Raw genomic sequence first — 22,298 nt, 5'->3', positions numbered from 1 at the left:
TTATGGAGATACCGGATACAAAGCTTGATGAATCAAATCCAGTGCATCTATTACTTTGGTTCCAGGATTTGTCCCGAATAGATGAGAGGGAAGCACTTCAACCTGATTGTTCTGAACAGCTTTGATACTGCTCCATGCCGGATTGTTTTGCATTTCTTTCAAAAAGCCTGCTTTAACTTCATCTGTATTCCCATGCGTCATAATCATAATGTAGTCAGGATTACTTTGGACGACCTGTTCGGTATTCAACTGTGCATATTGCGGGAAATTTTGTAGACCGGGTAGATCGGCTGCAATATTGCTCCCACCTGCCACTTCAAGAATATTTCCACTTAATGAATTGGGTAGAGCCGCCATATAGGTTCCAGGTGCTCCGTAGACCAGCAATACTTTAGGCTTAACAGCAGTAGAAGCAGACTGACTTAATGTTTGGATATGATCTTGTATCTGTTGATTGAGCTGTTTGGCTTTTGCTTCTTGTTGTAATAGTTGTCCAAACAATGTAATTTGAGATTGAATGTCTTGAATGGAGTTGGCACCTGTTAAGATAAGCTTAGAACCGATTCCTTCGATAGCAGGAATATCTTTTTCATTCATTGGATGATTTCCAAGCACTACATCAGGTTGTAAAAAAGTAATCTTTTCCAGATCGACTTCATGAGTGGAACCAATTTGTTCGACTTCTTCAGCAGCAGGAACAACCGCAGGGCCATTGGAATTGGGTCGACCGACCACTTGACCACCTAACGCATAGATAATATCCATATCCCCATTACTAAGTGCAATAATACGTTGTGGTGACTGAGCAAATGGAATCTGTCGTTGAGCAAAGTCAGTTATAGTAAATTGAGTCGTCTGTGTAGTAGCGGCAATAGCAGAAGGAGTAGCGACATTTGTTGATGCAGATGAACTACACCCGGTTACTGCGAGTAGAAGAACAGCAGATGACCAGAGTAAAGATGATTTCATGAGTATCCTCCTAATTACCATTCGCACTGCAAATGATAATCATTTTCAATTAAACTTTAACTAAATGATAATGAATATCAATTAACTTGTCAACGTAAAATATAATTTTTTTCCACATTTTTGAAATGAAATACAGACTTGATTTGATCGCATATATAGGAAAAGCTTTTTGAGAATAGATACTTAAAATTCATATATCACAGATTTTATGATGATATTAACGTATTGACAAGCACTGGAAGGTTGCTCTAATATCGGAGTTGTATCCACTTTGTTTTGCGATTCTGTATCGTGAAAGGAGAGAGACGACAGCTCATAGCGAGCTTCTTTTTTAATTCTCAATTGAGAATGATAATCAATTAAATTTAAAATAATTAGGAGGAATGCTGTCCATATGTATAAACGATATTCCGTACTTGTACTTTCAATCTTGATGGTGAGTCTGTTTATGATAGGGATGAAGCCTGTATCAATCACACAAGCAGCTTCTTCTTCAGGACTGGCGAATGGTACATATACCCTCAAGTATGATGTGTTAAAGGCGGAGAATAACTCGGTGTCGATGGCAAATGATTACTTTGAAAAACCTGCCAAGTTATATGTTAAAAATGGGAAAATGACGATGCAGGTGCAACTCAACCATAGTGAGTGGACAACGCAATTCAAAGTGAAATACAAAGGTAAAATAATGGATACAAAAGTCATTCAAAGTAACAGTAAAAAAGATACACGGATTGTGCAATTTCCGATTGCAGATATCAAAAATCCAATTGTATCTAAAATTCATGTAACAGTGAGTTCGTACAAATATGATCACGACTATACGATTCGCTTAGCTTTAGATCAAAAAAGTCTGAAAGCGATCAAAAAATAAAATTAAACCTATAGGAGAGTGTTGAAGAATGAACGCAGTTATGAACCGTATGGAAAAAATGGATTTTAAAAAGGTATTTATGATGATCATCTTGGTGGCTTTGGTATTCGCAGTATTGGCTCCATTATCTGCTAAATCGGCACATGCAGCTCTAGCCAATGGCACGTACAGCGTAGATTACAAAGTATTAGCAGATGGTACAGAAAATACGTCTCGTCTGGATAGCTATGTAGTGAAGCCTGCTACAGTCACTGTTGTTAATGGTGTGAATACAGCGCGTTTGACCATCACAAGCAGTAACTTAATTACAGCTTTTAAAGTAGAACAAAATGGTCAATTGGTAGACGCTACTGTAGTAAGCACGAATACGTCTGCGAACACAAGAGTAGTGGAGTTCCCTGTAGCTGACTTGGACAGCAAAGTGAATGCTTATGCAGAAATCAAAATTCCTGTGATTAATTACACAGGTAAATATAACGTACAACTGCAATTCGACACAGACAGCATCTAATGCGTCACGCTATACTATTCTATTGGCATATGAGGTGCAGTAGATAAGTATAGATGAACATGAATAGTTCGAAATATAGATTTATTTTCACACCACATTATGGATAGAAAAGAGGATGGAACTATGAATATGATGATAAATACAGTCGAGAAGTTTTCTTTGAAAAAAGTAATCACGATGGTAATGATGGTAGCTCTAGTATTCGCAGTACTAGCTCCGTTATCTGCTAAATCGGCACATGCAGCGATTCCAGATGGTACGTATGGTATTGATTACACCGTATATGCGGATGGAACGAACAATGCTTCTTATATGGATAATGGTGAATACTCTGTCAAACCAGCGACTTTGATTGTCAAAAATGGCGTAGCTAAAGTCAAAGTCACATTGAAGCACAAAGACTGGATCAAATCGTTCAAAACACAGCAAAATGGTACGTATGTTGAAGCTACGACAACAACAAGTGGCGATACCAAAACATTTGAATTCCCGGTGAGCAATTTATCTACTAAATTGAACGCACAAATTCATGTCGTCGTTCCAGCATCTGTTGCAGGTGTTGCGTATGACCATACGTATACCGTTCAATACTTGTTTGATGAAGATAGCGTATAAGTATTCATTTTAACGAATCATGTATAGAAAAAAAGGATATTGCTTCTCTGGGACAATCTTGTTCCAGAGAAGTCTATTTTATTAACAGGGGGATCATATACATTGAAAAGGCAATTTAGAACTTATTTGATCGTGTGTACGGTATTCTTGATGATGTTATCGTTGGTATCTCCGACGTTATCAGCTGTATTTGCAGAAGAGACAGATTCTTCATCATCAAGCAGTGCAACAGGATCAAGTGTAACTGGCGATACGTATTCTTCTTCAGACACAACGTCCACGACTACAACTCAGGCAACAACCCCTACAACAGAAACAGCAAAACCATTATTTACTGTACAATCTCATGATCCTTCAGTGACGTCTGCTACCTATGATACGTATGCAGATGGCGAATATACGATTGCATATCAAGTGATGCGTACGAATGCTTCTGGAAAAGTAGTAGCATCCAATGTATTCAAATCTTCAGAAAATGCGACCAATCCGGGTCAATTAACGATAGACAATGGTCATTATCATTTCTCCTTCGAGAGTAATAATGCCTATCTATTTACCCAATTCAAAGCCACTCAAAATGAGCAAACTAATGATGCTCAGATCACATTAGCATCTGGAAGTACAACGAAAGGTACAGTTGCATTTGACGTATACGATCTAACCAAAGAAATCAATATTAACTACACATTTAACGAAATGTCTAACAATGAACGTCTCACTCTGAATCCTTCCACTTTGAAAGTTATAGACAAGACACCGCCTGTGATCCCGGTTGAACCGGCTACAGGAACGGAGACTGCTATTGCATATACGGTATTAAAAGATGGAACAACTACAACATCGATGATGGATAGCTATTTGCAAAAACCAGCTAAACTAATCACAAATGGCTCCCAAAAATATGTTCAACTGACGTTGAAAAATAGCAATTGGATTCAAGCTTTACAGACGGATGTAGATAAAGACAGCAACTATACAGATGTTGATCTCATTTCTTCAGACACAGTAACGAATACAAGATTGATACAATTTGCAGCTAATTCATTATCCAAAACCAATCCTGTGATCAATGCCAAAGTGCATGTGGTGATTCCAGCGGGCACGATTCTGAATATGGGTGCTTATGATGAATGGCATACGGTTCAATTGAGCTTTGACCCAGCTTCGATTCCATTATCGTTAGCAGATGGGCAATACAGTCTGACTTTTGCGACACTAAAAGAAAAAACAGATGATGCGTCTTCTATGGCTAATTATTTTGGTAGTCCGGCTACATTAGTCTCCAAAAACGGTAAGTACGAAGTGATTTTGAATATTATCAAAGATAGTTCTGTGATCACATCACTCCAAACAGAGCAAAATGGAATATTCACCGAAACAAGTATAGTAAGTGCAGATAAAACAGCGAATACAAGAGTAGTTACATTCCCTATCGCTAATCTAGAAAGTATAGTGAACGCTAAAGTGCATATCAAAACATCATATGCAGGTTCAGTATACGAATCGGATTATCCTATTCGATTCAAATGGGATACAACGAAGATTGCCCCAGTGATCACACCTATACCGGATAGTTCAACGACACTGAACTATCAAGTATTTAAAGATAACAGTAGCGAAATATCGGTAATGGATGGATATGTGACAAAACCAGCTACATTGATTACCAAAGGTGAGAAAAAGTATATCCAGCTCACACTGAAAAATAGTGCTTGGATCAAATCGTTACAAGTCGATGGCAATGGTGGCAAGAATTATACCGATGTCACGGTCATTTCGACTGATTCAGCAGCGAACACAAGAGTCATTCAATTTGAAGCCAGTCATTTATCCAAAACGAATCCTGTGTTAAACGCCTATACTCATGTGGTGATCCCACCTGAAGTTGTGCCTGATTATGATCATTACTATACGATTCAATTCAAATTTGATAGTACTCAATTGCCAGAACCGACAACACCAATAGTACCAACACCTGTGGTCATCGACAATGGAACCTACACGATCCCGATGTCTACATTAAAATCCACCACAGATGCTGTATCGACAATGGGTAGTTATTTTGATTCCAAAGTCACGTTGACCGCAGTCGATGGTAAATATCAGGCATCTCTCAATGTGATCAAAGATAGCTCGGTGATTACTACGTTTAAAACAGAGCAAAATGGCACACTGACGGATACCGAGGTGATCAGCGAAGACACAACAGCAAATACAAGAGTCGTTACATTCCCTGTGACCGATCCGAGTCGTCCATTGAATGCTCAAGTGCATATCAAAACATCATATGCAGGTTCCGTATACGAAGCCGATTATCCGATTCGCCTTAAGTTCGATCTTGCTAATATGACGTTGGTTCCGACTACACCAGAAGAGCCAACTACACCAACAGTACCAACCAACCCGAATGAAATGGCAGACGGGAAATATAGTGCTGGTTTTACCGCTTATAAGTTTAAAGAAAAAACGTTATCCGTAATGGATGAATATACACTCAAACCAGCTACAGTGATCAAGCGTTCAGGCAAGCTGTATGTCCAGATTACTTTAAAAGAAAGCGATTGGATCAAAACATTTAAAGTAGGCGGTAGCGATGCACAAGTCATTTCGACCAGTGGCAATCAACGTGTTGTTCAATTTGCGGTTAAAGACTTGTCAGAGACAATCGTAGTCAATACCCATGTGGTGATTCCATTAGGTGAAGTTGCAGGTTTAGGGGTATACGATCATACGTACAATGTCGATTTCAAATTCGGTTCACTGGGGCCGTATGAAGAACCCAAAGCTTCGGCGACATCTACACCTTTGATCCCGCTTGATTACGATAAATTAAGCAACGGGAAGTACAATATGCCATTCCAGGTTCTTGTACCTAACTCATCTTCGGATGAGGTATCTCCTGTACAACGTTATATATCCAAAGATCAGCCAGCTCAATTCGTGGTTGAAGGAGATCAACGTTATGCGGTCGTAACTCTTCAAGATGCCAAAGAAGTCAAAGCATTACGTGTTAGCAACAACGGCATCTATACCGATGCAGAAGTGACAGCAACAGATGAACAAGCGAATACCAAAACGGTGCGTTTTAGTGTAGCAGATTTCAAAAAGAATATTTCTGCACAGTTAGTGACAAACAGTGGAGTTAGTATAGCAAGTACTCCTACTGATAGTAACAATGAGACAGTCTATGATTTTGAATTTAAATTTGATACGGCTAAGGTCACCAAAGATACAACCGAGACGACAACCACAGTAGAAAAAGGAACCAATACTATCGAAGATGGTGAGTATACCGCTCCATATCGTATTTTACAAAATGGTAGTGAACAAGATTCGATTCTTGCTGATTATGTAGATCAGACTGCACATCTGACTGCAAAAAATGGCAAAGTCTACGCTACAATTACAATCGAAAATAGTCAGGCTGTACCTACATTCCAGACTGATTTTGAAGGAAAATATACCGATCCAACGATTGTAGCCAATACAACAACAAGTAACGCACGTACCGTTACATTTGAAGTGCCTAATCTGGATCAAAAATTAAGTATCTTCAGTCAAGTGTCTATGCCGGATCGTTATTTGAACGATGAGAAAATGGGCGGGCAAATCCTCTTTGATCGCAATACGCTCAAAGAAAACGGAATGGAGCCCACAGTAACCGCACCTGTTCAAGAAACACAACCAGCAGAACCAACAGAACAAAAATACAAAATAGCTTATAAAGTATACAAAGATCAAAGCAACGAATTATCCGTTATGAATGACTATGTGAACAAACAAGCGACTTTGATCCAAAAAGACGGTAAAACATTTGCTCAAATTACACTGGATAAAAGTAGCTGGATGCCTGTTCTACAAGTGAAGCAGAATGGCACTTTGCAAGATGTAGAAGTGATCTCAACATCGGGTGATCAGCGTGTGGTGCAATTTGAAGTGAATGATTTATCTCAAAAAATCAGTGCATACACCCATGTCATTGTACCGGGCTTAGTTATCGGTGGTGTGGCTTATGATCACTGGTATAGCGTTCAAATCCAATTTGATCTATCCAGTAAAAAAGAGCTGTAAATTCATAAAGATAAGCAACAAAGTCTGTGAGTCTTGGCGCAATTGTGCCAGGACTTGTAGGCATTTAAGGCAGTAACCATAGAAAGAGGGGAAATAAGTGAAACGTTTAGCTTGGTTATGGATGCTTGTTCTTGTATTAGCAGGATGTTCGACAGGCGCTCAAGCAGGGCCATCTACAGCTACCAACGATACGTCTATGAATACCGCTTCGTCTGCACGGATTGTAGCGACAACTGTAGCTATTACTGAGATTACTGCTGCACTGGATCTTCCATTAGTCGGCAAACCAACCAGTACCAAGACATTACCTCCACAATATAAAGATATTCCTGATGTGGGTAACCCGATGAGCCCTGATATGGAGAAAGTATTATCGTTACAACCTACAGATGTATTGTCGGTCACAACGCTACAATATGATCTGGAACCCAAATTCAAAGATTTGAATATGAATGCTGAATTTTTAGATTTTGAAAGTTTGGAAAAAATGGAAAATGAAATTTTGAATATGGGAACACAATTTGATCGCACAACCAAAGCAAAAGAAATCACAGATACCTTAAAGGCTAAAGTGGCTGAAGTGAAAAAGACTGTAGCAGACAAACCTTCTCCTAAAGTATTGATTTTGCTAGGTGTGCCGGGAAGTTATCTTGTGGCTACTGAACACTCGTATATCGGTGATCTTGTGAAGATTGCAGGTGGAACCAATGTAGTCCAAGGAGAAAGTGTTGAATACTTAGCATCCAATACAGAATATTTGCAAAAGTCGAATCCAGATATTATTTTGCGAGCGGCTCATGGGATGCCTGAAGAAGTGGTAAAAATGTTCGATGAAGATTTCAAAACGAATGATATTTGGAAACATTTTAATGCGGTTAAAACAGGACAAGTCTATGATCTGCCAGAACCTTTGTTTGGAACTACAGCTAGCCTGTCCGCTCCTCAAGCATTAGATGAATTACTGCAAATGATGTATCCCTCTTCCTAATCTATGACAAGAAGGATGTTATAAATGATAGCTAAACCATCTACAGAATATTCAAATCTATCTTCTTCTAAAAGTGAGCAGACTGCATATACTCATCAGAATCGTAAGCGACTATGGAGCTTTATAGTTGTCTGTGCGCTACTGATCGGAGTTGTTCTGTATTCAGCGATGACGGGCAGTCTCAAAGTAGGGATATGGCAACTGATACAAGGATTATGGACAGGCAATGATAATCAGGTCAATGTTGTACGAGACTTACGATTGCCTCGTATTATTGTAGCCATGATGGCAGGCGCAGCACTAGCCGTAGCTGGTGTATTATTGCAAGCAGTGATGAAGAATCCATTAGCCGATTCAGGAGTGATTGGCATATCTTCTGGAGCCGCATTAGTTTCACTTATTGCAGTGACTCTATTTCCAACCTTATATTTTTGGATGCCTTTATTTTCGTTTTTTGGCGGGGCTTTGGCTTGCTTAATGGTATACGGGTTTTCATGGAAATCGGGACTGCATCCGATTCGATTGATCTTAATCGGTGTTGCAGTGAACGCTATTTTTTCAGGGCTGGGGCAATCTTTTAATTATCGAGGAAGTTATGCAGTCACCAGTATTAACCAAGTCACCACTTCAACATTAGCTATGAAAAAGTGGGTCGATGTAGAGATCATTTTAATATATGGTGGAATAGGATTAATTCTTGCCATGTTAGTGTATTCATGGTGTAACTTTCTAGCGTTACAAGAAAAAACAGCCAAAAATCTAGGTCTCCATGTTACCCGTACTCGATTGTTGATCTCTGTGATTGCGGTTATTTTGGCGGCTACAGCTACTGCAATCGCAGGAGTGATTGTATTTATCGGATTATTGATTCCTCATATTGCACGCCAACTTGTTGGATCGGATCATAAGTGGCTAATTCCTTTTTCCGCAGTCGCAGGAGCTTTATTATTGTTGCTTGCTGATACGCTTGGAAGAACGGTACTGGCTCCTAATGAAATTCCAGCTTCGATTATTATGGCAGTTATTGGTGGGCCTTTTCTTATTTTCCTCATTACAAGGAGTGACCGTATCTATGGACGTTAACGATATTACTTTTTCATATGATCGTCGTATTGATCGTCTTCATCAAGTCAATGCACAGATTCAGCCAGGGAAAATTACAACGATTATCGGTCCCAATGGATGCGGCAAGTCCACCTTACTGCATGTGATGTCTAATAATGCGGTACCTCGTCTTGGACAGGTGATATTAGATGGCAAAACCATTGCTCAATATAAACCGAAAGAATTAGCACGCAAATTAGCGGTTGTGCATCAGCAAAATGAAGCACCTACGGATCTGACGATCGAAAAATTAGTTAGCTTTGGTCGATTACCGCATCGTACACTATTTAGTTCACTACAAGCAGAAGATGAGCAAGCGATAGAGTGGGCATTAGATTGTACTAATTTACACGAAAAAAGATTCAGCACATTAGATCAATTATCTGGTGGAGAACAGCAACGGGTCTGGATTGCTATGGCACTTGCGCAACGGACGCCCATTCTTTTTCTTGATGAACCGACGACGTATCTCGATATGTATTATCAGTTAGAGATTATGGAATTGATCGATCGCCTGAATAAAGAACATCAATTGACGATCGTGATGGTGCTTCATGATATCAATCAAGCGATTCGTTACAGTCATCATCTGATTGCGATGAAAGCAGGTGCGATTATAGCCAGCGGAGTACCAGATGATATGATTACTCACGATCTTATTCGGGATATCTATGGAGTAGAAGTGCTTGTACGGCATGATGCTGAAGCAGGATTACATCTCATTCCGATAGGTGTAGGTTTGTAAAAGAATCGTTCTCTGATGCACTTATTTGGTCTATTCTATCTATTACTGAACAGACGTAGATTGATACGCTTTTTTGAAAATAGGGTAATAATGGAAGAAGAAAAGCGTTGAGGAGAGTGAGTAGCACATGCCGAAAATTCGTTATAACAATATGGATAATATAAGTACAGATAAGACGCTTAAGCAATTACGGCAATGGCGTGAAGAACGACGACTCAAAAATAAAGATCATTCTTATATCGTTCCTAATCAACCCCCTGAGATCGATTATTTACATAATAATCGTGAAGATGCTTCGATTACATGGGTAGGGCATTCAACCTTTTTTATCCAATATGAAGGATTGAATATCGTCACAGATCCGGTGTGGGCAAGCCGAATGGGTTTTCAAAAAAGGATAGGACAGCCGGGCATCCCGATTGTAGATGTGCCTCCCATTGATGTTATTCTACTGTCTCATGCTCATTACGATCATATGCATATCAGTTCGATTCGTCAGCTTTACCGTAGTTCGACGATGATTATTGTTCCACAAGGACTCAAAGCCAAAATGAAACGTAAAGGATTTGCACGTTGTCATGAAATGCAGTGGTGGGAAACATTCAAAGTAGGCGATATCCATATTACTTTTGTGCCTACTCAACACTGGAGTCGGCGTACCTTATTAGATACCAACACATCACATTGGGGCGGTTATATTATCGAACCTGTTCATCATCCTGTTACGTTACAAGAGGTAGAACACCCAACAGATCATTCTACTGAAGAAAAAGTACCACCAACGATCTATTTTGCTGGAGATAGCGGTTATTTCCCGGGCTTCACTGAAATTGGTAAACGATACAAGATTCATATCACGTTGATGCCGATTGGAGCGTATGAACCGGAATGGTTTATGAGTTCGCAACATACCACTCCTGAAGAAGCGCTTCGCGCCTTTTGCGATGTGAATGCAGAGACGATGATTCCGATGCACTATGGTACATTCCGCCTTGCTGACGATACTGCCCGTGAAGCATTGGATCGCTTAGAAGCGGAACGCCAACGTCTTGAGATTGCTGAAGAGCGTATTCGTGTTCTAGCTCACGGTGAGACTTTAATCGTTCATGGGAATGCTGATACTACTAAATGATACATGGATCTATTTCAATACGCTAAATCTACACATTCAACCGTTTAACGTACCCAAAGTTAAACGGTTTTTTACTTTGCTAGATCACAACTCATCTCTGCTCTATATTTTAAATCATATATCCAATCCCAAAATGTTGATCATATTTTTTTCCAGTTTCCTCAATACTGCTGTTCGATTAGATGGTGTTGTGTGGTATACTATTGCCATCGGCAATTTTATGAAAACAGCGATGCTTATTTTCATGAAGGTCAACATGTTCTACAACAAATACTTCACTAACGATAAGGATGGTAATGAATACATGATCAATACAACAGGTGTCACGCTTCGCTATGGTAAGCGCGCGCTTTTTGAAGATGTAAATATCAAGTTCACGCCGGGTAACTGCTATGGTCTAATCGGTGCGAATGGTGCAGGTAAGTCTACATTTTTAAAAATTCTTTCTGGTGAGATTGAGCCTAACCAAGGCGAAATCCATATTACACCGGGCGAACGTTTAGCTATTCTAAAACAGAACCAATCTGAGTATGATGAATTTCCGGTGCTAGAGACTGTAATGATGGGTCACAAGCGTCTGTACGATATTATGAAAGAAAAAGATGCATTGTATGCCAAAGCTGATTTTACAGATGAAGATGGTATGCGTGCAGGCGAATTGGAAGCTGAATTCGCTGAAATGAACGGTTGGGAAGCAGAATCTGAAGCAGCAGAAATGCTAAACGGTCTGGATATCAACACTGAAATGCAATCCAAATTAATGAAAGAGCTTGGCGGTAACGAGAAAGTTCGCGTATTGCTGGCGCAAGCATTGTTCGGTCATCCGAATATCCTGTTACTGGATGAGCCTACCAACCATTTGGATATCGAATCGATTCACTGGTTAGAAAATTTCTTGGCCGATTATGATGGTACTGTTATCGTAGTCAGTCATGATCGTCACTTCTTGAATACTGTATGTACACATATTGCCGATATCGACTTTGGTAAAATCCAAATGTATGTAGGTAACTATGACTTCTGGTACGAATCCAGTCAGCTTGCGCTACAATTGGGTCGTGAACAGAATAAGAAAAAAGAAGACAAAGTTAAAGAACTACAAGCCTTTATCTTGCGCTTTAGTGCGAACAAATCGAAGTCCAAACAAGCGACTTCTCGTAAAAAAATGCTTGATAAAATCACTTTGGATGATATTCGTCCATCGAACCGTAAATATCCATTTATCAACTTCAAAGGTGAACGTGAAGCAGGTAAACAGTTATTGTTAGTTGACGGTTTGACGAAATCAATCGATGGTGAAAAAATCATCGACAATTTGACTTTCACTGTAAACAAAGGTGATAAAATTGCTTTGGTAGGTCCAAACGGATTGCCAAAAACAACATTATTCCAATTGTTAATGGGTGAAATCGAGCCAGATGCTGGTACATTCCAATGGGGAATTACAACGTCTCAAGCGTATTTCCCGAATGATAACTCATCTTACTTTGATGGCGTAGAAGATTCACTTGTAGACTGGTTGCGTCAGTATTCTAAAGATCCAGACGAATCTTTCCTACGTGGATTCTTAGGACGTATGTTATTCTCAGGCGACGAAGCGCTTAAAAAAGCAAACGTCTTGTCTGGAGGAGAAAAAGTACGTTGTATGCTATCTCGTATGATGTTGATGGGCGGTAACGTTCTACTATTAGACGAGCCTACCAATCACTTGGACTTGGAATCTATTACAGCATTGAACAATGGTTTGACTGATTTCGATGGTACGATTATGCTTACTTCTCATGACCATCAGTTTATCCAAACGATTGCAAATCGTATTATTGAGATCACACCAACAGGTCTGATTGATCGTATGATGAGCTATGATGAATATTTGGAAAATAAAGAAGTTAAAGAAATGCGCGAACGCATGTATCCAGTACAAGTGTAAATATAAGATTAGAGTGAAACAGCGGCTCTTTACGGAGAGCCGTTTTTTTATTTGTGTCCAGAGCAGAATGATTTCGCAAAGGTAGATAAAGATGCGAAATGATTCGGCTTATTTTTCCTGTGGGCAAAAATGTTGGACAATCGTTACAAGATTTCGTCAGTCATACAACATTTGCTTGGTCTCACAACGTTTGATCTAACCTACAACGTTTCTCTAGACCCACTATACATTCATTTGATAAGATGAACGGACGCTCATTGTGGCTAGCTAGGTAAAATTTGTGATCAGTGTAATCTCAGCATTTTCAAATGCTTACTTTTATAGCAGGGGGAACAAAATGGTTGATGTATATCAGAATATTAAAGCAGGGGAACGCGGGGCATGGGTTAGCATTATCAGTTATCTCATCTTATCCTCTTTCAAATTGACCATTGGCTATCTTTTTCTATCCAGCGCACTCAAAGCAGATGGTCTTAACAATTTAACTGATATTGTAGCTTCATTAGCTGTATTGATCGGGCTGAAGATTTCGAGAAAACCGCCTGATTCTGATCATGCGTATGGACATTTTCGTGCAGAGACAGTAGCCGCGCTGATCGCTTCATTTATTATGGCGATGGTTGGAGTGCAGGTGTTAGTAGATGGAGTACAATCTTTATTTGCAGGTCGAGAAGAATCCCCTGCATTATGGACAGCAGGAGTCGCTGTACTATGTGCTGTAGTGATGTATTTTGTGTATCGTTATAATATCAAGCTTTCCCGGCAGACAGGCAGTCAAGCGCTCAAAGCGGCGGCTAAAGACAATCTATCCGATGCTCTGGTTAGTATAGGAGCAGCAGTAGGAATTATTGGGTCTCAATTTGGGATGCCGTGGTTAGATATTGTGGCTGCTCTGGCAGTAGGATTGATTATTTGCAAAACAGCATGGGAAATTCTAAGTGAATCGATGCACCGTTTAACAGATGGCTTTGATGAAAAAGAATTGCCCGGTTTACGTCAAACGATTGAATCAATCGACGGGGTAGAACATATCAAAGATATCAAAGCTCGTGTAAATGGAAGTCAGACGTTGCTTGATGTCGTTATTGAGGTACAACCGGACTTAACCATTATTGAAAGTCATGATATTACCGATGAAATTGAAGCCAAAATGGAACAGGTTCATAATATTCGCTATGTTCATGTTCATGTGGAACCCAAAAATATAAAATAAATACATCCTACCAGAATTACACCATTATATTGGATAAAGGGGCAGCTTATATGTCCATTACACGTTCTAAAGCGGTTCGTATCCGTTTGTGGATCATTTGCATATTAAGTGGAATTATAGCATTACTAATCATTGGAGCAGGAACGTTATACTGGATTGCGGCACCTGAGCGTCCATTGAATTTGGAGTATACGGATGTAGATACCACAGCCAAAATCATCAGTATGGTCGAAACGAAAAAGCTAGAAACCACTATTTCACAAGATGAATTCAATCAATTGGCAAAGCAAGAATTGCTAGATCGCCAACATGAATTTCCTTTGGGACTCAAACTGACCGGTGCACAATTTACATTGCATAACCAGAACGTCACTGCTGATCTAAGAGGGACATATTGGGGAATTCCTTTTGGAGCCTTACTAGACTTTCATATCAAACGTGAAGAAAATCGCTTAGTTCTAGATCATCAAGCCACTCATGTTCGACATGGAGATTTTAGTGGAGCTTGGATCAAACCGATTACCATATCATTGACCAAATACTTCCCAGCTATCGTCAATGTGAATCAAATGGAATTTGCACAAGATCATATTCAAGTATCATTCAAGTTAAACTTGCTGAGTCTGCCCAAGTTATTACTGCGATAATCGCTACGGGCACTTACATATAAGGTATACAGAATATAGTTTGGATAAAAGATAAAAAAACGCTTATCTCTCTAGGAGATAAGCGTTTTTTGGTACATCATCGTATTCAGTTAAGCCTCTACAATGATGTTAGAAGCTTCGTTTTCTGCCTGTGAACAAGCTGATCACGAACAATACCAAGAAGATAAAGAACAACACTTTAGCAATAGAAGCAGCAGCTTCAACAATTCCGAAGAATCCGAAAATACCTGCTACTAATGCGATGATAAGTAAGATAACGGACCATTTCAACATAAGTAATCACCATTCCTTTTCAAATATTAAGTATAATAAAATAACGATTTAAATAAATCGTAAGACGACGTCCATCGAGTATATATGTATGTTTACTCTGAGATGACTCAATGTTGTGATGTCGTTGGTAGTTGTATCTTAACCGACAAACTTTAGCTTGAAACAATTTACATTGTTTAAGCAATCGTATCTTGATGCTCATAACGCTCTCATGTTTCGGTGGTAAAACTGAGGGGTAGTTATTGAGTAACATCTTGAAATGTTGACAGATACTATTTTTACCAGAACACCTTGTAACACCAAATCATATTGAGAAGAAAAGAGAGGGAATGCCATGATTATTGAAATTAGTGTAGCCGTTATCGCATTAGCATTTGTAGCACTCGTTATTTTCCTTATTAAAGTGCTTCAATCTGCTGCAAAATCGTTAGACAATGTATCTTCTACTTTGGTAGACGTACAAAAAACAATTGAGGAATTAACGTATGAAGTGAAACAAACGATTCGTAACGTTAATGATATTACAGTTGATGTAGAGCACAAGTTAAAACAAGTTGATCCGTTAATGGAAACTGTTAAAAACTTGGGTGAAATCTTAAACGATGTAACTTTATCTTCAAAAGACTTGTCTTTACGAGTGATCGAGAAAGTTAAACATATTGGTGAAAGTAAACCGAAGCCGGTTGCTTCTAATCCAACAGGTGTCAACAATAAAGCGACTGCTTCTACACCGCAACAACGTACATTGCAGTCATACTCAGCTACATATAGCCACGCAAATGCTACCAACTGGATGAAATGGGTAGATACAGCGGCTACTGTATGGCAAAGATACCGTAAATAAACCACATTCAGACACGTTGACAGATAATAATTAAGGTATAACCACTAAATATGTATCAAGAGTTTATACCGTAAGAAAGGGTGAGACGATGATTACTCTCATGATGTTACTTGCTGGAATATTGTCCCCTTACTCCGGTTCTGCTCAAGTATCCGATGCTACTCCAGTACAGGCAGTTACAACTGTACAATCTGCTGATTACGAAGCAACACCAGTATTTCATACTGAAGTAGCAACACCTAAGTTAACAGCTTCGACTGCGGTGTATTCAACGACTGACTCTGTTTATGATGAACAATATAGCCGGTTGAATGGAATTTCTTTGGCAGATACTAGAGAAGATGTGCTGCGAATCAAAGGAAAACCATTCCATATTGTTGAAAATGAGTTAGGCGATCAAGAATATCAATATCAAGATGTAAATATTGGTTTTCAAGATCAGTGGATCACTTATATCAGTGTGCCAGCCAAAGTCGGTACAATCACACTGGATGGTCAGAAGATAACGCTAGGTAGAGACGAAATCAGAAAAGCACTGGGCAAGCCTGACTTTTCAGCGGAAGATGGAGAAGGTTATACCAATGGATTATCTGCTCTTAAAGTGTTCACGGATTCGCAAACAGGCGCTCTTCGTAGCGTAGATATATTTGATGCAACTTCGGAATAAGTACTTGTTTGTATGTTTCATTTGATGTTCAGTAAGGTTAATACTATTCAATCATAAGTATACTGAGGAGAGTGGCGAATGATGAGTTCTACAAATTCAACAAATTCCAAAGCTTATGCCAAAGTAGTTGAAAATGGTGTACAGGCTGTAGAAGAAGCTAAAAACTTACAAAAAACAGGATATAGCTTTGAAGAAATTTACGTACTGGCCCATAAAAAAGATATTACTGAAAAAATTGCTGAAACAGCTAATGCCAAAGAAGTGGGTGTGAAAGAAGAAGGAATGTTCGATTCTGTAGCTAACTTTTTCCGTTCACGTGGAGACGAATTGCGCTCCAAAATCACATCGATGGGATTTACGAAAGAAGAGGCTGATTTCTATGAGAGCGAACTTGATTTGGGCAAAGTGCTTGTTATTGCCAATCGTAAATCATAAAGAAATGGTATCAAAATATAAATAAGTAACGATCAACCTTCAATTTTACTTTTCAAAGTAGAGTTGAAGGTTTTTTGACGAATTTTTGATATGGTTCCTTTTGGAGAAAAGCAGTATTTGATTTATAATAGAGATTGCACTTTATTTATGAAGCTAGATCAGTGTTTGTCTAAAAGCTGAAATAAAGCGACAAGGAGAAATTATGCATATATTAATAGTTGATGATAACCCTACTAACGTAATTATTATTCGTGAAATTCTCAAAAGAGAAAAATATACCAATATCACGACTTCCTCTTCAGCACGCGAAATGTTTGGACATCTGGGAATCAATGATGAGGGAGTTGTCAATAAACCGAAAATAAATGAGATTGATCTCATTCTTTTAGATATGATGATGCCTGAAATGGATGGGATTGAAGCTTGCCGCATTGTACAACAATATGATGAATTACGTGATATTCCGATTATTATGGTTACTGCTGTAGGCGATTCCAAAAAATTAGCAGAAGCTTTAGATGCTGGAGCAGTCGATTATGTGACTAAACCGATCAATAAAGTAGAATTGCTTGCGCGAATTCGCTTAGCTTTGCGTCTTAAGCATGAGAAAGATTGGCACAAAGAGCGAGATCAACGTATTCAAGATGAGTTGAAATTAGCTAGTCAGGTGCAACATGCCGTGTTAAGTGTGCCTATTCAAGATCTCAATATTCAGATTGAAGCTTTATATAAGCCTTCTTTTGAATTAGCAGGAGATCTTTATGCATGGTATCCATTAGGCGAAGGTCGATATGGAGTCATTCTACTGGATATGATGGGACATGGTATTTCTTCTTCTTTGTTCTGCATGTTTATCGCTTCGGTACTCAAGGATACAGTGACTACCTATGTAGAACCTGAAAAAGTTATTCAAGAGCTGAACAGACGCTTTAACCAATTGCATATCGAAAATCAGTTAGTGCAATATTACTTCACAGCGATTTATTTAGTAGTCGATACCAAATACAAACGTGTTGATTATGTTAATGCAGGGCATCCACCAGGACTCTTTTTCCATGATGATGGTCAGATGACCAAATTATCTACCACGACATTCCCTGTAGGATTGTTTGATCGTATTGATGCGGAATCCAAAAGCTTCACTTATGAAGGTGATGCTCATCTTGTTCTCTACACAGATGGCTTACTTGAAATGGTTGAAGGAGATCAAGATGTACAGTTAGAGTTCTTGATCAATGAATTGAAATCCAGTCATCATATTAATACCCAACAGATCGAAAAAGTATTTTTTGACGAAATATCTTCACAAGAACGTGATGATGATAAATGTTTAGTATGGATTTCATTGAGTGAAGGAGCGGACATTGGATGAAAATTAGAACCAAGCTGGTTATAGGATTCAGCGTTATCATTATGTTAATGATGACGCTGGCTTTTATCAGTTATGATCGAATGAACTACATGAATGAACAGCTAGATAAAGTATACCAAGATCGTTATCTCAAAGTGAGGTATTCTACCAGCTTGCGTGGAGATATGAACAGTATAGCCAAAGCACTAGCGAACCAGCTATTGAGCGCTTCCTCTGAATCGGTAGCCGAAAGTCGTGCCACTGTTCAAAAGTTAAGTGATGATGCACAGAAGAATGTGAATTTATTACAAGAAAGTGCACAGACGTTAGAAGAAAAACAGATGGTAAATGAAGTAGCTGATGCATGGACCGATTTTGATGCTTATGGAGATCAAGTGTTGAATTTATTAGCAGATAATCAGATTGCTCAAGCAAACAATTATCGTACAGGCACAGGACTCGCTGCGCAAAATAATTTGGGAGCTTTAGCGAATGAATTAGCTGATTATCAAGATCTAGCGATTGATCAAGAAATCAAAAATGCGAATGAAGCGTATCAAAGCTCTATTCAGACCACCACCTATGTTATGTTGGGTGGCATTTTGTTGAGTCTACTCATTATGATGTGGATTATTCCGAGTATTAGCAAAGGTCTAGGAACCGTTTCCTTAATGATCAATGGCTTTTCAGAAGGACGTTTACGTGCAATTAGCCGGATCAAAGTGCAATCCAAAGATGAGATAGGCGATGTAGCCCGTGTTTTTCAAGAAATGGCAGAAGATTTGGAACAACAACGAGAAGCAGAACATCGTTATCAACAAGCACAGCAAGATCAATCTTGGTTGAATTCCAACAGTGCACGTATTACTGAATTATTACGTGGTGTGAGCACACTAGAACAAAGTGCCCAAACGTTTATTAATGAATTCTCTCCAACGCTTGGTGCTCATTTTGGAGCCCTTTATGTACGACCGCTTAATAATCCTAACTCTCTAACTTTACAAGCTTCCTATGCAGGCGAAGGCATGTTAAAAGCGAAGCATTCACTGGTATTAGGCGAAGGTCTAGCAGGACAGTGTGCATCCGATCAACATCCAATCATTTTGGATGAAGTTCCTGATGATTATATTTCGATTCATTCTGCAACAGGACAACATAAACCTCAAAGTCTAATGATCTATCCTATTTTATTTGATGATGAATTATTAGGGGTTATTGAGCTAGCTTCATTAGGTACGTTTACATCATTGCAAAAACAATTATTAGCTCTTTTAACGCACAACTTAGGTGTAATCCTTAACAATATTAATCGTCGTTTGCATATTGAAGAATTGTTACGTGAATCGCAAACGATGACTGAAGAATTGCAAAGTCAATCAGAAGAACTACAGATGCAACAAGAAGAACTTAAACGTTCTAACGAAAATCTAGAAGAGCAGACAGAAGAACTCAAACGCTCAGAAGATTTGTTGCAACGTCAGCAAGAAGAGTTAGAACACTTTAACAATGAACTGATTGCGAAGACACGCGAACTGCAAGAACAAGTTCAACAAGTAGAAGAACAGAATCAAGAAATTGAACAAAGCCGTCATCAATTAGAGCAACAAGCGATGCAATTATCAGTCACAAGTAAATACAAATCAGAATTCCTTGCGAATATGTCTCATGAATTACGGACACCGCTAAATAGTCTATTGATTCTATCTCAATTACTAACTGAAAATAAAAACGGTAATTTGACAGAGAAACAAGTAGAGTATGCAAGTACAATCTATATGTCTGGTGCAGACTTGCTGAAAATGATTGATGAGATTCTAGATTTATCCAAAGTCGATGCAGGCAAAATGGATATTAATCTGGAAGCTGTTCCGATGAAATCTATTGAAACGTTTGTCAATATGAACTTTGCTCCAGTAGCTATCCAAAAAGGAATAGATCTCAATATCAATATAGGCGATCAAGTACCAGAAGCAGTAGTGACCGATGATCACCGAGTGAAGCAAATTCTACGGAATATGTTATCCAATGCATTTAAATTTACAGATACAGGTTATATCAATGTCAATATTGAGCTTCCATCTATCGATCAAGTGCCTCCTTATCTCAATCGTAAGCAAGATTATATTGCGATTACAGTGGAAGATAGTGGTATAGGGATTCCGGCAGATAAGCAGGATATTATTTTTGAAGCGTTCCAACAAGTCGATGGTACCACCAGTCGTAAATATGGAGGTACAGGACTGGGTCTATCAATTAGTCGTGAGTTGTCTCGCCTTTTAGGTGGAGGAATCGGACTACAATCAGAAGAAAATCGAGGCAGTGCGTTTACTCTTTATTTGCCTAGACAAGATGCTTTGAGTGATGAACAAGTAGCGCAATCAGAAGAATCTAACAACCATTACTCCAATAATGAAATGTATATGCCAGCTGACTTCTCAGAGCAAGTTCTTCGTCATTCATCCGATTTCCCGGCTTACAAAAAAGATAGTAATGACGAAAAAATGATTATTCCACAGCCTTTGGCAGATGATCGAGATCAATTGAACAAAAATGATAAGGTCATTTTAATTATAGAAGATGACGTAAACTTTGCTAAAATCTTGTTAGAAATGGCTCGTGGTCGTGGATTTAAAGCATTGGTAGCTATGCAAGGAGATACCGGTATGCATATGGCTAAAACGTATATACCGGATGCGATTATTCTTGATATTCAGCTTCCTGTGATGGATGGCTGGTCTATTTTGAGTGAACTGAAAAGCAATGCACATACTCGCCATATTCCTGTTCATGTGATTTCTGTTGTCGATGATGTCAAACAAGGACTGATGATGGGGGCTATCGCTTATCTCAAAAAACCATCCAGTAAAGAATCGCTAGAACAAGCATTTTCACATCTAGAATCGTATACGTCACAAAGTCTTAAGCAGTTATTGATTGTTGAAGATGACGAGAATCAGCGTAAATCGATTATTGAATTAATCGGTCATGACGATGTAGCGATCACCGCAGTATCCACAGGTGTAGAAGCATTACATGAGCTGCGAAGCAAACGTTATGATTGTATGGTGCTTGATCTGATGCTTACGGATATGACAGGGTTTGAATTATTAGATCGTATTCGAGATGATCAACAATTAAGTGATCTGCCGATTATTATTTATACAGGTAAAGAACTCGATAATAAAGAAGAGACACAATTACGCAAATATGCAGAATCGATTATTATCAAAGATGTGAAATCTCCAGAGCGTTTGCTGGATGAGACTACATTATTCTTACATCGCGTCGAAGCAGATTTGCCAGAAGACAAACGTCGTATTTTGCAAAAACTTCATAATAAAGAAACGTTATTTGAAGGCAAGCGAATTCTATTGGTTGATGATGATGTCCGTAACGTATTTGCTTTATCCAGTGTGCTTGAAGGCTATCGTATGGATGTAACATTTGCAGAAAATGGAAAAGAAGCCATCGACATTTTACAACATGAAGATTTCGATCTAGTATTAATGGATATGATGATGCCTGAGATGGATGGTTATGAAGCAATGCGTATTATTCGTCAGATTCCAGCTTATGAGAAATTGCCGATTATCGCATTGACTGCCAAAGCTATGAAAGATGATCGTGCGAAGTGTATTGAAGCAGGCGCTTCTGACTATGTGAAAAAACCAATTCAAACCGATCAACTTTTATCATTAATGCGTGTATGGTTGTATTCGTAAGTGAATAATTTGGGTAATGGATATTAATACTCGAATTTTATAAATGACTATACCTTAAAGAGCTTCAACCTATAAAAGTAATTTGAATCGGGGCTGAATATAATGACATCAACAAAACGTGACCAATTAGCAAGCCAATCCGAACCGCCCCAAGCGGATGAATTGATTGTCAATAATCTAGCAGAA

Annotated in this window: 18 protein-coding genes; 16 read left to right on the top strand and 2 right to left on the bottom strand. The window is 38.8% G+C overall.

Annotation, left to right across the window (positions count from 1 at the left end; genetic code table 11):
- Positions 1-969 (bottom strand): ABC transporter substrate-binding protein, encoded by a 969-nt coding sequence (locus PTI45_RS00655; protein ID WP_069325618.1) that lies wholly within the window; start codon positions 967-969, stop codon positions 1-3.
- Between the two features lie 394 nt (positions 970-1,363).
- Between PTI45_RS00655 and isdC the strand changes: the two genes are divergently transcribed.
- From isdC to PTI45_RS00600, 11 genes are all read left to right on the top strand, one after another.
- Complete coding sequence (gene isdC / locus PTI45_RS00650; RefSeq protein ID WP_069325617.1) at positions 1,364-1,843, top strand: heme uptake protein IsdC; 480 nt, start codon at positions 1,364-1,366, stop codon at positions 1,841-1,843.
- Between the two features lie 28 nt (positions 1,844-1,871).
- Entirely contained in the window at positions 1,872-2,354 is a 483-nt protein-coding gene (locus tag PTI45_RS00645; RefSeq protein ID WP_069325616.1) for an NEAT domain-containing protein, read from the top strand.
- 123 nt (positions 2,355-2,477) lie between these two features.
- Positions 2,478-2,969, top strand: coding sequence for an NEAT domain-containing protein (locus PTI45_RS00640; RefSeq protein ID WP_069325615.1), 492 nt, complete (start codon positions 2,478-2,480; stop codon positions 2,967-2,969).
- Between the two features lie 102 nt (positions 2,970-3,071).
- Positions 3,072-7,040, top strand: coding sequence for an NEAT domain-containing protein (locus PTI45_RS00635; protein WP_083243276.1), 3,969 nt, complete (start codon positions 3,072-3,074; stop codon positions 7,038-7,040).
- A gap of 121 nt (positions 7,041-7,161) precedes the next feature.
- Positions 7,162-8,028, top strand: coding sequence for a heme ABC transporter substrate-binding protein IsdE (isdE, locus tag PTI45_RS00630; RefSeq protein WP_069325704.1), 867 nt, complete (start codon positions 7,162-7,164; stop codon positions 8,026-8,028).
- Positions 8,029-8,052: 24 nt separating this feature from the next.
- The gene (locus PTI45_RS00625; protein WP_083243275.1) at positions 8,053-9,111 is read left to right on the top strand and encodes a FecCD family ABC transporter permease; all 1,059 of its coding nucleotides are present in this window, start codon (positions 8,053-8,055) and stop codon (positions 9,109-9,111) included.
- On the top strand, positions 9,101-9,877 hold the full coding sequence (locus PTI45_RS00620) for an ABC transporter ATP-binding protein (RefSeq protein WP_069325614.1): 777 nt from the start codon (positions 9,101-9,103) through the stop codon (positions 9,875-9,877). Before PTI45_RS00625 ends, PTI45_RS00620 begins: the two co-directional genes overlap by 11 nt.
- A 127-nt stretch (positions 9,878-10,004) precedes the next feature.
- On the top strand, positions 10,005-11,009 hold the full coding sequence (locus PTI45_RS00615) for an MBL fold metallo-hydrolase (protein ID WP_069325613.1): 1,005 nt from the start codon (positions 10,005-10,007) through the stop codon (positions 11,007-11,009).
- A gap of 304 nt (positions 11,010-11,313) precedes the next feature.
- Positions 11,314-12,939 carry an ABC-F family ATP-binding cassette domain-containing protein gene (locus PTI45_RS00610; protein WP_069325612.1) on the top strand — a complete coding sequence of 542 codons (1,626 nt, stop codon included), beginning with the start codon at positions 11,314-11,316 and terminating at the stop codon, positions 12,937-12,939.
- A 337-nt stretch (positions 12,940-13,276) separates the two neighbouring features.
- Positions 13,277-14,152 (top strand): cation diffusion facilitator family transporter, encoded by an 876-nt coding sequence (locus PTI45_RS00605; RefSeq protein ID WP_069325611.1) that lies wholly within the window; start codon positions 13,277-13,279, stop codon positions 14,150-14,152.
- A 50-nt stretch (positions 14,153-14,202) separates the two neighbouring features.
- Positions 14,203-14,799 (top strand): hypothetical protein, encoded by a 597-nt coding sequence (locus PTI45_RS00600; RefSeq protein ID WP_069325610.1) that lies wholly within the window; start codon positions 14,203-14,205, stop codon positions 14,797-14,799.
- Positions 14,800-14,928: 129 nt separating this feature from the next.
- Here the strand turns inward: PTI45_RS00600 and PTI45_RS23600 are convergent, their stop codons facing one another.
- A complete protein-coding gene (locus PTI45_RS23600; RefSeq protein ID WP_083243274.1) occupies positions 14,929-15,093 on the bottom strand; it encodes a DUF1328 domain-containing protein in 165 nt (54 codons plus the stop codon).
- Positions 15,094-15,427: 334 nt separating this feature from the next.
- On the opposite strand from PTI45_RS23600, the gene PTI45_RS00595 reads away from it, so the two are divergent.
- The 5 genes from PTI45_RS00595 (at position 15,428) to PTI45_RS00575 (ending at position 22,112) form a co-directional block, all read left to right on the top strand.
- Positions 15,428-15,937, top strand: a complete 510-nt coding sequence (locus tag PTI45_RS00595; RefSeq protein ID WP_069325609.1) for a DUF948 domain-containing protein — start codon at positions 15,428-15,430, stop codon at positions 15,935-15,937.
- A gap of 88 nt (positions 15,938-16,025) precedes the next feature.
- Positions 16,026-16,604 (top strand): hypothetical protein, encoded by a 579-nt coding sequence (locus PTI45_RS00590; protein ID WP_069325608.1) that lies wholly within the window; start codon positions 16,026-16,028, stop codon positions 16,602-16,604.
- Positions 16,605-16,682: 78 nt separating this feature from the next.
- Entirely contained in the window at positions 16,683-17,039 is a 357-nt protein-coding gene (locus PTI45_RS00585; RefSeq protein ID WP_241669431.1) for a YflT domain-containing protein, read from the top strand.
- A gap of 202 nt (positions 17,040-17,241) precedes the next feature.
- The gene (locus PTI45_RS00580; RefSeq protein WP_069325607.1) at positions 17,242-18,411 is read left to right on the top strand and encodes a PP2C family protein-serine/threonine phosphatase; all 1,170 of its coding nucleotides are present in this window, start codon (positions 17,242-17,244) and stop codon (positions 18,409-18,411) included.
- Entirely contained in the window at positions 18,408-22,112 is a 3,705-nt protein-coding gene (locus tag PTI45_RS00575; protein WP_069325606.1) for a response regulator, read from the top strand. The genes PTI45_RS00580 and PTI45_RS00575 overlap by 4 nt, the downstream gene beginning before the upstream one ends.
- The last annotated feature ends 186 nt before the right edge of the window (positions 22,113-22,298 follow it).

The sequence above is a fragment of the Paenibacillus nuruki genome (assembly GCF_001721045.1).
Classification (GTDB): Bacteria; Bacillota; Bacilli; order Paenibacillales; family Paenibacillaceae; genus Saccharibacillus; species Saccharibacillus nuruki.
Note: the sequence above shows the minus strand (reverse complement) of the source record. Positions and strands in the feature narration are given on the sequence as shown.

What these genes read in the sequence shown, in the direction of transcription:
- PTI45_RS00645 (WP_069325616.1), top strand. Translation starts at nt 1,872, where the DNA reads ATGAACGCAGTTATGAACCGTATGGAAAAAATGGATTTTAAAAAGGTA.
- PTI45_RS00575 (WP_069325606.1), top strand. Translation starts at nt 18,408, where the DNA reads ATGAAAATTAGAACCAAGCTGGTTATAGGATTCAGCGTTATCATTATG.
- PTI45_RS00620 (WP_069325614.1), top strand. Translation starts at nt 9,101, where the DNA reads ATGGACGTTAACGATATTACTTTTTCATATGATCGTCGTATTGATCGT.
- isdE (WP_069325704.1), top strand. Translation starts at nt 7,162, where the DNA reads ATGCTTGTTCTTGTATTAGCAGGATGTTCGACAGGCGCTCAAGCAGGG.
- PTI45_RS00595 (WP_069325609.1), top strand. Translation starts at nt 15,428, where the DNA reads ATGATTATTGAAATTAGTGTAGCCGTTATCGCATTAGCATTTGTAGCA.
- PTI45_RS00640 (WP_069325615.1), top strand. Translation starts at nt 2,478, where the DNA reads ATGAATATGATGATAAATACAGTCGAGAAGTTTTCTTTGAAAAAAGTA.
- PTI45_RS00625 (WP_083243275.1), top strand. Translation starts at nt 8,053, where the DNA reads ATGATAGCTAAACCATCTACAGAATATTCAAATCTATCTTCTTCTAAA.
- PTI45_RS00590 (WP_069325608.1), top strand. Translation starts at nt 16,026, where the DNA reads ATGATTACTCTCATGATGTTACTTGCTGGAATATTGTCCCCTTACTCC.
- PTI45_RS00605 (WP_069325611.1), top strand. Translation starts at nt 13,277, where the DNA reads ATGGTTGATGTATATCAGAATATTAAAGCAGGGGAACGCGGGGCATGG.
- PTI45_RS00655 (WP_069325618.1), bottom strand. Translation starts at nt 969, where the DNA reads ATGAAATCATCTTTACTCTGGTCATCTGCTGTTCTTCTACTCGCAGTA.
- isdC (WP_069325617.1), top strand. Translation starts at nt 1,364, where the DNA reads ATGTATAAACGATATTCCGTACTTGTACTTTCAATCTTGATGGTGAGT.
- PTI45_RS23600 (WP_083243274.1), bottom strand. Translation starts at nt 15,093, where the DNA reads ATGTTGAAATGGTCCGTTATCTTACTTATCATCGCATTAGTAGCAGGT.
- PTI45_RS00580 (WP_069325607.1), top strand. Translation starts at nt 17,242, where the DNA reads ATGCATATATTAATAGTTGATGATAACCCTACTAACGTAATTATTATT.
- PTI45_RS00610 (WP_069325612.1), top strand. Translation starts at nt 11,314, where the DNA reads ATGATCAATACAACAGGTGTCACGCTTCGCTATGGTAAGCGCGCGCTT.
- PTI45_RS00615 (WP_069325613.1), top strand. Translation starts at nt 10,005, where the DNA reads ATGCCGAAAATTCGTTATAACAATATGGATAATATAAGTACAGATAAG.
- PTI45_RS00585 (WP_241669431.1), top strand. Translation starts at nt 16,683, where the DNA reads ATGATGAGTTCTACAAATTCAACAAATTCCAAAGCTTATGCCAAAGTA.
- PTI45_RS00600 (WP_069325610.1), top strand. Translation starts at nt 14,203, where the DNA reads ATGTCCATTACACGTTCTAAAGCGGTTCGTATCCGTTTGTGGATCATT.